Here is a 9,430-nt window from a genome sequence, read left to right on the forward strand (position 1 = left end):
CGATGGACTTCGGTCTCGTCCTGCAGACAGATCCGCCCGCCTGGTCGGTCGTGGACCGGATGCGCCGGGCCGAGGAGCTCGGCTTCAGCCACGGCTGGACCTTCGACTCCTGCGTGCTGTGGCAGGAGCCGTTCGTCATCCACAGCCAGATCCTGTCCGCTACCGAGCGGCTGCGGGTCGGCACGATGGTGACCAACCCGATCACCCGGGACTGGACGGTCACGGCCTCGGCGTTCGCGACGCTCAACGACATGTTCGGGCCGCGCACGGTGTGCGGCATCGGCCGCGGCGACTCGGCGGTGCGGGTGACCGGCGGGCACCCGACCACGCTGGCCAACCTGGAACACGCCATGCACGTGATCAAGGAGCTCGCCGAGGGGCGCGAGGCGCAGGTCGACGGCACTTCGGTGCGGCTGCCGTGGGTGCGCGACGGGCAGCTGCCGATCTGGATGGGCGCCTACGGCCCCAAGGCGCTGGAACTGGTCGGACGCCAGGCGGACGGGTTCATCCTGCAGCTGGCCGACCCGTACCTGACCCGCTGGATGGTCGACCACGTCCGGCAGGCGGCGCGCGACGCGGGACGCGATCCGGCGTCGATCACCGTGTGCGTGGCGGCCCCGGCCTACGTCGGCGACGACCTCGCGCACGCGCGCGAGCAGTGCCGCTGGTTCGGCGGCATGGTCGGCAACCACGTGGCCGACTTGGTCGCCCGCTACGGCGACACCGCAGCGGCGGTGCCCACCGCGCTGACCGACTACATCAAGGGGCGGGAGGGCTACGACTACTCGCACCACGGTCGAGCCGGCAACCGCAGCACCGAGTTCGTGCCCGACGAGATCGTGGACCGGTTCTGCCTGCTCGGCCCACCCGACCAGCACGTCGCGAAGCTGCACGAACTCCGCGAAGCCGGAGTCGACCAGCTGGCGATCTACGCGATGCACGACGCCATCGACACCACGATGGACGCCTACGGCGAGCAGATCATCCCAGCCGTGAACTGAGCCGCTGCGGTCCGTTACTCCTGGTCAACTCCTGGTGACATCGCCGTTGCGATGCCGGTCACAGCGCATCGGCTTTGTAGAGTTCCGCGCGACACGACGGGCCCGCGCGGCGGGGTGGAGCAGGAAGGCACGCCATGCGGCAGGGACTCGGCGCCAAGCTCGGCATCGGCTGGCGGCTGCACGGAGACGGCAGCACCCCACGACCCGGCGAGGCGGTGGCCCCGGACGAGCGGTTGTCGTGGGGACGCACGATCGGGCTCGGCGCCCAGCACGTCGTCGCGATGTTCGGTGCCACGTTCGTGTTCCCGGTGCTGATGGGCCTGGACCCCAACCTGGCGATCATGATCTCCGGGGTGGCCACGATCCTGTTCCTGCTGATCGTGCAGGGCAAGATCCCCAGCTACCTGGGCAGCAGCGCTTCCTTCGTCGGCGTGGTCACGGTGATCCGCGCCGGGGGAGGGGACAGTTCGACGGTCACCGGCGCGCTGCTGGTGCTCGCCCTGGTGCTCTCGGCCGTGGGGCTGCTGATCCACTTCGTCGGCGCGCAGCTGGTGCACCGGATGCTGCCGCCCGCCGTCTCCGGCGCCGTGGTGATGCTGATCGGCTTCAACCTCGCCCCGGTGGTCGCCTCCACCTACTGGCCGCAGGACCAGTGGATCGCACTGCTGACGATGCTGGTCGTGCTCGGCTGCAGCACGCTGCTGCGCGGGTTCTGGTCGCGCATCGCGGTGTTCATCGGGCTGGTCTTCGGCTACGTCCTGTCCTGGCTGTTCGACCTGGGCTTCGGTCCGATCACCGCGCCGAACGCCAGCGGCGAGGTCAGCACGCACCCGCGGGTCGACCTCAGCGCGGTCGCGGACGCGCCCTGGTTCGGGCTGCCCACGCTGCACGGTCCGACGTTCGACCTGGCCGCCGTCATCGTGGTGCTGCCGGTGGTGATCGCGCTGATCGCCGAGAACGCCGGCCACGTCAAGGCGGTCGAGGAGATGACGGGCGCCAAGCTGGACGGCAGCATGGGCCGCGCGATCTTCGCCGACGGCTTCGCCAGCACCCTGTCCACCGCCGTCGGCGGTCCGCCCACCACCACCTACGCGGAGAACATCGGCGTCATGGCGGCCACCCGCGTGTACTCCACCGCGGCGTACTGGGTGGCGGCGTTCGTGGCGATCCTGTTCGGGCTGTGCCCCAAGTTCGGCGTGGTCATCGCGGCGACCCCGGGCGGTGTGCTCGGCGGCATCACCGTGGTGCTCTACGGCATGATCGGCCTGCTGGGCGCCAAGATCTGGGTGGAGAACAAGGTGGACTTCGGCAACCCGGTCAACCTGCTGCCGCTGGCCGCCGGTCTGGTGATGGGCATCGGGGGAGTGTCGCTGAAGATCACCCCGCAGTTCAGCCTCAACGGCATCGCGCTGGGCACCATCGTGACGCTGGTCGGCTACCACGTGCTGCGACTGCTGGTGCCGAAGCAACACGATCAGTCGGCGGTGTAGACCCGCGCCATCGAAATGTCCTCGGCGGTGACCGGGCGCCCCGGGAGCGGGGTGCCCGGTCGTGCCTGCAGGCCGTCGAGCACCAGCGTCAGATAGCGGGCCGGAGCTTCGCGGCGGACGTCGTCGGGGACGTCGCGCACGCCCTGCAGCACGATCGACAGGATCATCGCGATGTCGCCGCTGCTGACGTCCGCGCGCAGCGCACCGGACTCCTGCGCGGCCCGCACCATCGAATCCAGGATGGACAGCAGCTCGCCGCGGACCTGGGTCAGCTCCGGGTCGGCGCCGAGGACTTCGCGAGCGCGCGGTGAGTGCATCGACAGCCGCAGCACGGTGTGCATGTCGGTGGCGGTCAGCAGGAACTCCGTCAGCGCGCGCCACGGATCGGATTCCCGCGCGGCGATGGCCCGCGCTTCGTCGAGGACCCGGCCGAAGACGTGCTGTCCGACCGCTCGGATCAGCGAGTCGCGGTCCGGGAAACGCCGGTAGAGGGTGCCGGTGCCGACTCCCGCTGCCCGCGCGATCTCCTCCATCGGCACTTCGGGGCCGCGCTCGGCGAACACGACCCGCGCGGCGTTGATGATCCGGTCGCGGTTGCGGCGCGCGTCGGCCCGGAGTTGCGGCGTGGCGTCGGTGCTCATGGTCCTCGCTCGTGGTGCCGGCGGCTGTTCGGGCGGATTGTCGCATGGTCGTCCGAGAACTATCTGGACGAATTCCTTCCGGTTCACTATAACTGGAGGAGAAGCTTCCATTTGTTCGCTCGGTGATCAGGGGGTCACGATGACCGAACCAACCGCCTACCCGAAGCCCCGCACCTGCCCGTTCTCCGTCGATCCGGACTACGCCCGGCTGCGCGAGGAGCGACCCGTCGAGAAGGTCCCGATGATGGGTGGCGACCACGCCTGGCTGGTCACCCGCCACGACCTGGTCCGCCAAGTGCTCGGCGACCCGCGGCTGAGCTCGGACCGCCGCCGACCGGGATTCCCGCAGTTCTCGGCGAACCAGCAGAGCGTCTTCCGGGACCTGCCGCCGGCGATGATCGGCATGGACGCGCCGGAGCACACGGCTGCTCGGCGAGCCGTGCTCGGCGAGTTCACCGTGCGCCGCATCGAGGCGATGCGGCCGCGGATCCAGCAGATCGTCGACGAGTGCATCGACGGGATCCTCGCCGGGCCCAGGCCGGTCGACCTGGTGTCGACGCTGTCGCTGCCGGTGCCGTCGCTGGTGATCTGCGAACTGCTCGGCGTGCCCTACGCCGACCACGACTTCTTCCAGCAGCGCAGCTCTCGGCTGGTGCACCGCACCACACCGCTCGAGCAGCGGATCAGCTCCGCCCGGGAACTGCGGGCGTACTTGGAAGAACTGGTGTCGGCCAAGGAGCGGGACCTGCCGGACGACCTGCTCGGCAGGCAGGCCCGCAAGCAGCGAGAATCCGGCGAGATCGACCACTCGGCCCTGGTCAGCTCGGCGTTCCTGCTGCTGGTCGCCGGGCACGAGACGACCGCGAACATGATCTCGCTGAGCACCCTCGCCCTGATCGAGAATCCCGAGCAGCGCGCGGAGATCGTCGCGGATCCGGCCAAGACGCTGCCCGCGGTCGAAGAGCTGTTGCGCTACTTCAGCATCGTCGAGGGCGCGACCTCGCGGGTCGCGGTGGCGGACGTGGAGATCGGCGGCGTCCTGATCCGCGCGGGGGAGGGCGTGATGGCGCTGACGTCGGCGGCCAACCGCGACCCGGAGGCGTTCGAGCGCCCCGACGAGCTCGACATCGACCGGAAGGCCCGCCACCACGTGGCTTTCGGCTTCGGCCCGCACCAGTGCCTCGGGCAGAACCTGGCGCGGATGGAGCTGCAGATCGTCGTCGACGCGCTGTTCCGGCGGGTGCCGAACCTGCGGTTGGCCGTCCCGGTCGAGGACCTGCCGGTGAAGTCCGAGGCGAGCGTGTTCGGCCTCTACGAACTGCCGGTGACGTGGTGAGGGAGTGGCCGTGCGGATCGAAGCGGACCTGGACCGCTGCGCCGGAGCCGGGCAGTGCGTGCTGAGCGCGCCGACGTGGTTCGACCAGGACGAGGAGGACGGCCGGGTGATCGTGCTGGCCGCCGAAGTGGACGGGAGCAGCGCTGAGGAGGTGCGCGAGGCCGTCCGGTTGTGCCCGGCGCAGGCACTCGCTCTGGTGGACCAATGAGGTATCACCAGTAGTAATCGATCAAAGCCTTGCGATCGCGATGTTCATCCGGTGTGGTGTAGCAAAACGCCACTGATGGAGGTACTTCGTGGACACGCAGTCGTGGTGGGCTAAGGGCGTGGACATCGGCCAACCGAGCTCGGCTCGTGTCTACGACGTGCACCTGGGCGGCTCGCACAACTTCCAGGTGGACCGGGATCTGGCCGAGAAGGCCGCGCAGATGATGCCGACGCTGCCCGCGGTGCTGCGCGCCAACCGGTCGTTCCTTCGGCGGGCGGTGCAGCACCTCGCCGAGCGCGGGGTGCGCCAGTTCCTGGACCTGGGCTCGGGCATCCCGACCGTCGGCAACGTGCACGAGATCGCCCAGCGGGTCGATCCGGACAACCGGATCGTCTACGTCGACCGCGATCTGGTCGCGGTGGCGCACAGCCAGGCGATCCTGCGCGACAACGACCGGGCGGTGGCGGTCCGCGCCGACTTCCGCGACGTCGACGAGGTGCTCGCCACCGACGAGGTCCGCTCGATGCTGGACTTCGACGAGCCGATCGCGGTGCTGTTCTTCGCCGTGCTGCACTTCGTGCCGGACAGCGACGACCCGGCGGGCATCGTGGCGCGCTACACCGAGCAGCTGTGCTCGGGCAGCTACGTGGCGATCTCGCACGCGGGCAGCGACGGCGTCGACGAATCGCGCAAGCGGGCGTCCGAGCTGTACAGCGAACGCATCGGCGGGTTCTTCCTGCGCTCCCGCGACGAAGTCGCCCCGATGTTCGCCGGCCTGGAGCTGATCGAACCCGGCCTGGTCGACCTGCTCGACTGGCACCCGGATCCGGGGGAGCCGTGGCAGGGCGAGCCGGACACCACCGGCCCCGGCGGTGTGGGCCGCAAGCCCTGACCGCACGCGTGTAGAAGCGGCGCCACCTCCCCCTCTCCTGGAGATGGCGCCGCTTCGGCGCGTTGACTCGCCACCGTGCAGCTTGCTGGTCGAGGCGCGCGGTTCACAGGGGATTTGGTCCCTGGACAGGGTCACTTAAGCCAATCTTGATCTCCGGCCCGGAGCAGCGCGCGCACTTCGCGGGCAGCGGCCCGGCCCGCGCGGTTGGCGCCGATCGTGCTCGCCGACGGCCCGTACCCGACCAGGTGCAGCCGCGGCTCGCCGACCGCGCGAGTGCCGTCCAGCCGGATGCCGCCGCCCGGGCCGCGCAGGTTCAGCGGTGCCAGGTGCGCGATCGCCGGCCGGAAACCGGTGGCCCACAGGATCGCGTCGGCGCGCTGCTCGCTGCCGTCGTCCCAAGCGACCCCACCGGCGGTGATCCGCTGGAACATCGGCAACCGGTCGAGCACACCGCTCTCGCGCGCCGCGATCACCGCCGGGCTGTTGGGCAGCCCGGTCGCGCTGACCACGCTGCCGGGCGGCAGGCCCTCCCGGACCCGGCGCTCGACCTCGGCGACTGCGGCGCGACCGTCCTCCGGCGTGAACGCGGCGTCGGTGAAGTGCGGAGGTCGCCGCGTCACCCACGTCGTCCCGGCGACCTCGGAGATCTCCAGCAGGTGCTCCACCGCGGAGATGCCACCGCCGACCACGACGACGTGTTGACCGCGGAACTCCTCCGGGCCGCGGTAGTCGGCGGTGTGCAGCTGGCGCCCGGTGAACAGGTGCTGGCCGGGGTAGTGCGGCCAGAAGGGGTTCTCCCAGGTGCCGGTCGCGTTGATCACCGCGCGCGCCGCCCACGTCCCCGCCGAGCTCTCCACCACGAGCCGCTCGCCGCCGTCGCGGACCGCATCGACCTTCACCGGCCGCAGCACCGGAAGCTCGAGCTCCTGCTCGTAGCGGCCGAAGTACTCCGAGACGACCTCCGAGGCGGGGCGCGCGCCGTCGGTCGCCGGCAGCGCACTGCCCGGCAGGGAGTGGATGCCGTGCACGCCGCCGAGGCGCAGCGACGGCCAGCGATCCCGCCAAGCGCCACCCGGGCTGGTGCCGCGGTCGAGCAGGACGTGGTCGGTTCCGCTCCGCTGCAGGTGGTACGAGGCGGTCAGCCCGGCCTGACCGGCTCCGATCACCACGACGTCGATGAGCTCCACATCCGGCAGAACAGCTCGCGAGCCGGATTCTTCCCGCTGCCGGAGTGGTCTGGGCCACCCATTAGCACTTTTGGCGGATACGTCCAAGAGGGGGAGACGCAAGACACCCCGGGGTCCCTTTAATTCCACCGAAACAAAGGCCTACGATTGTTGGTGCAAGCACGGTTCCCCAAACCTTCTTCCGTTCGTCCTGCCCGCTGTTGCGGTCGGGTGCTCTTGCGCGCGCGTGCGGAAGACGGGGAGGTTCGCGGAAGGGAGGCAAGAAGTGACAACGGTGTGGGTGGCCCTGGCGGCTGAGGCGGTTGTTCTGCTGGCGGTGGCGGGAGCGATGGTCAGGTGGGTGAGCCGGCCTCAGGCGGGTGCCCCTGACCAGGCGATCGAGCCGGTCGGCCCGGTGGCCGAGCAGATCGCCTGAGCGGACGCGCGCGCGGGCTCGGCGGTCGGTTCCGCTCGGGCCCGTAGTCCTTCGGACCGGTGGTCGGCGGAAACTGTTCCAATCGTCGGCCAGACGGTTTTCGTTACACAATTCCTCGCGGATTTTCCGCGTTATTCGGCACGTCCCCCTTTCCCGTTTTCGGGCATGATCCATTCGTTCCGTAATGGTTCGGTCGCGGACGGTGTCGAAGCGATCGGCATGTGATGCGGCACATGCCCGAGCTCCGCGCCGAGCTGCCCGATAAGGTGGCCTGAACGAGGTTGAACCACCTATCGGGAAGGGCATCCGTGACTCCAGCCGAACAGACCCGCGGTCGGCAGCGGAGCGCTGCGGCGCTGTCCCGGGCCGGCGCCGGATCGACGCTGGCCAACTACCGGGCCTTCATCGAACGCGCGGTGCGCAAGCCCAACCTGGTGGGTGCGGTCGCCCCCAGCTCGCCGAGCCTCGCCCGCGAGATGGCGTCCGTGGTGCCGACGTCGGGCACGCCGGTGGTGGTGGAGCTCGGACCGGGCACCGGAGCGCTCAGCGGCGCGATCGCCGAGCGGCTCCCCGAAGGCGGCCGCCAGGTCGCCATCGAGCTGGACGGCGGCATGGTCGAGTACCTGCGCGCCGAGCTGCCGTGGCTGGAAGTCGTCCAAGGCGACGCGGCCCGGCTCGGCGACCTGCTCGCGGAGATCGGCATCGACAAGGTCGACGCGGTGGTGAGCGGCCTCCCGTGGTCGATCTTCCCCGCGGAGCTGCAGCGCGACATCCTGAACCAGGTCGGTTCGGTGCTCGCCCCAGGCGGCGCCTTCACGACCTTCGCCTACGTGCACGCCCTGGGCATGACCGGAGCCCGCCAGTTCCGCCGCCGCCTGGACCTGGCCTTCGACGAAGTCCTGACGACCCACACGGTCTGGCGAAACGTCCCCCCAGCCCGAATCTACGTCTGCCGCCGCCCCAACCAGAACTGACGACCTCGAAGGCTCCGACGTGGGGCCATCAGTCGTGCGTACTTTGGGGTGCCATCACGCCCCAAAGTGCTCACGAAACCTGCGCAGCCCTGGCGACCGGTGATGTTTGCTCTGCGCCACTTGCGGTCAGTCGACTGCCGTTCCTCGTGCGCACTTTGAGGTGCTATTGCGCCCCAAAGTGCGCACGACTGTATCCATATCGCTGGTTCGCGTCTCTACAAGTACATGAGTCTTGTTATCAGCGAACCAGATCTGGCGGAGTGGGAGCTGCTGAACCGCGCGCAACACGCCGTCTTTGCCCGCAAGCAACTGAGGAAGTTCGGGATCAGTCACGACGCTGTGCGGGCCAACATCAGGGCGAAGCGCTGGCAGCGTGTCCATCGTGGAGTGATCGCCTTGTTCAGCGGTCCGCTCTCGCGCGCCGCCAGAATCAGCGCCGCGCTGCTGTACGCCGATCTACCTGCCTCGCTCAGTCATCGGACTGCTGCGCAGGAGTGGGGATGGCTGAGGAAGGACGGCGGTCCGATCCACGTCACGGTGCCCTATGGGACTTCTGCGGTGCCGCAGGAGGGTGTTGTGATCCACCGCAGCCGCGCTTTCCGGCACATCGTCGTTGCCCATGATCCACCACGAACCTCACGCGCGGACACTGTCATCGATCTGGCTGTTGCGGAACCCGACGAGAGGTCAGCTGAGCGAACTCTGCTGACCGTGGCCTCTGCGAACGGAGTAGCCGCCGACGAGATCAAAGCTCAGCTGGCCGCAAGACCCGCATACCGCTACCGGACCGCGCTGGATCGCGCTGTTCGGTTGCTGGGCGAAGGCCTCACTTCGATGCTGGAGACCAGGTACTTCCTCGACGTCGAGCGGGCGCACGGCATTCCTCGGGCGCTGCGCCAGGTGCCGGTTTCGGTGTTCGGGCGAAAACTCTTGGAGGACTGCAGTTACGAGAGCGTCGGGGTCCCGCTGATCGTCAGGCTGGACGGGCGGGCGTATCACAGCGATGCCGAGACGGCCTTCCGAGATCGGAGGAGGGACAACTCCGCTGAGCTCAGCGGAATGGCGCGACTCGTCTACGGGTGGCAGGACGTCGATAGCAACCCTTGCGCGGTCGCACGGGAGGTCACGACAGTGCTGCGCAGGGAAGGGTGGCAGGGACCGATGAAGAGGTGCCGCAAGTGCCTGGGAACGTGAGTGTTTTGGGGCGCTAGGAAGGTCTGCTGACCATCGATGCTGATGACGGCGACACTCTACACCACCTTCGGCATCGCCTACATCGCCCGCTC

General features: G+C 69.2%; 10 protein-coding genes. 8 read left to right on the top strand and 2 right to left on the bottom strand.

Annotated features, from left to right (window positions below; translation table 11 throughout):
• The first annotated feature begins 2 nt into the window (after window positions 1-2).
• Both ABTZ89_RS10850 and ABTZ89_RS10855 read left to right on the top strand, forming a co-directional pair.
• Complete coding sequence (locus ABTZ89_RS10850) at window positions 3-1,001, top strand: TIGR03842 family LLM class F420-dependent oxidoreductase (protein ID WP_351042830.1); 999 nt, start codon at window positions 3-5, stop codon at window positions 999-1,001.
• Between the two features lie 134 nt (window positions 1,002-1,135).
• Window positions 1,136-2,491, top strand: a complete 1,356-nt coding sequence (locus tag ABTZ89_RS10855) for a uracil-xanthine permease family protein (RefSeq protein WP_270951695.1) — start codon at window positions 1,136-1,138, stop codon at window positions 2,489-2,491.
• Here the strand turns inward: ABTZ89_RS10855 and ABTZ89_RS10860 are convergent.
• Entirely contained in the window at window positions 2,476-3,132 is a 657-nt protein-coding gene (locus ABTZ89_RS10860; protein WP_270951694.1) for a TetR/AcrR family transcriptional regulator, read from the bottom strand. The genes ABTZ89_RS10855 and ABTZ89_RS10860 overlap by 16 nt on opposite strands.
• Before the next feature lie 139 nt (window positions 3,133-3,271).
• Here ABTZ89_RS10860 and ABTZ89_RS10865 point away from each other — a divergent pair, with 139 nt between their 5' ends.
• The 3 genes from ABTZ89_RS10865 to ABTZ89_RS10875 all read left to right on the top strand — a co-directional run bounded on the left by ABTZ89_RS10865 (window position 3,272) and on the right by ABTZ89_RS10875 (window position 5,568).
• Window positions 3,272-4,468: a cytochrome P450 gene (locus tag ABTZ89_RS10865; RefSeq protein ID WP_270951693.1), complete on the top strand. Its 1,197-nt coding sequence runs from the start codon at window positions 3,272-3,274 to the stop codon at window positions 4,466-4,468.
• A 10-nt stretch (window positions 4,469-4,478) separates the two neighbouring features.
• The gene (locus tag ABTZ89_RS10870; RefSeq protein WP_351042835.1) at window positions 4,479-4,676 is read left to right on the top strand and encodes a ferredoxin; all 198 of its coding nucleotides are present in this window, start codon (window positions 4,479-4,481) and stop codon (window positions 4,674-4,676) included.
• Window positions 4,677-4,764: 88 nt separating this feature from the next.
• On the top strand, window positions 4,765-5,568 hold the full coding sequence (locus ABTZ89_RS10875; protein WP_351042838.1) for an SAM-dependent methyltransferase: 804 nt from the start codon (window positions 4,765-4,767) through the stop codon (window positions 5,566-5,568).
• A gap of 131 nt (window positions 5,569-5,699) precedes the next feature.
• Here the strand turns inward: ABTZ89_RS10875 and ABTZ89_RS10880 are convergent, their stop codons facing one another.
• On the bottom strand, window positions 5,700-6,755 hold the full coding sequence (locus ABTZ89_RS10880; RefSeq protein ID WP_351042841.1) for an NAD(P)-binding domain-containing protein: 1,056 nt from the start codon (window positions 6,753-6,755) through the stop codon (window positions 5,700-5,702).
• A gap of 265 nt (window positions 6,756-7,020) precedes the next feature.
• Between ABTZ89_RS10880 and ABTZ89_RS10885 the strand changes: the two genes are divergently transcribed.
• The 3 genes from ABTZ89_RS10885 to ABTZ89_RS10895 all read left to right on the top strand — a co-directional run bounded on the left by ABTZ89_RS10885 (window position 7,021) and on the right by ABTZ89_RS10895 (window position 9,338).
• Window positions 7,021-7,170 carry a hypothetical protein gene (locus ABTZ89_RS10885; protein ID WP_270951689.1) on the top strand — a complete coding sequence of 50 codons (150 nt, stop codon included), beginning with the start codon at window positions 7,021-7,023 and terminating at the stop codon, window positions 7,168-7,170.
• Between the two features lie 416 nt (window positions 7,171-7,586).
• Window positions 7,587-8,144 carry a class I SAM-dependent methyltransferase gene (locus ABTZ89_RS10890; RefSeq protein ID WP_351042850.1) on the top strand — a complete coding sequence of 186 codons (558 nt, stop codon included), beginning with the start codon at window positions 7,587-7,589 and terminating at the stop codon, window positions 8,142-8,144.
• 225 nt (window positions 8,145-8,369) lie between these two features.
• Entirely contained in the window at window positions 8,370-9,338 is a 969-nt protein-coding gene (locus ABTZ89_RS10895; protein ID WP_351042844.1) for a hypothetical protein, read from the top strand.
• The last annotated feature ends 92 nt before the right edge of the window (window positions 9,339-9,430 follow it).

Source organism: Saccharopolyspora sp. NPDC002686 (assembly GCF_040295745.1).
Lineage (GTDB): Bacteria > Actinomycetota > Actinomycetes > Mycobacteriales > Pseudonocardiaceae > Saccharopolyspora > Saccharopolyspora oryzae.

Excerpts from the sequence above, each read along its gene's own strand:
- ABTZ89_RS10895 (WP_351042844.1), top strand. The coding sequence starts at position 8,370 with ATGAGTCTTGTTATCAGCGAACCAGATCTGGCGGAGTGGGAGCTGCTG.
- ABTZ89_RS10855 (WP_270951695.1), top strand. The coding sequence starts at position 1,136 with ATGCGGCAGGGACTCGGCGCCAAGCTCGGCATCGGCTGGCGGCTGCAC.
- ABTZ89_RS10850 (WP_351042830.1), top strand. The coding sequence starts at position 3 with ATGGACTTCGGTCTCGTCCTGCAGACAGATCCGCCCGCCTGGTCGGTC.
- ABTZ89_RS10865 (WP_270951693.1), top strand. The coding sequence starts at position 3,272 with ATGACCGAACCAACCGCCTACCCGAAGCCCCGCACCTGCCCGTTCTCC.
- ABTZ89_RS10860 (WP_270951694.1), bottom strand. The coding sequence starts at position 3,132 with ATGAGCACCGACGCCACGCCGCAACTCCGGGCCGACGCGCGCCGCAAC.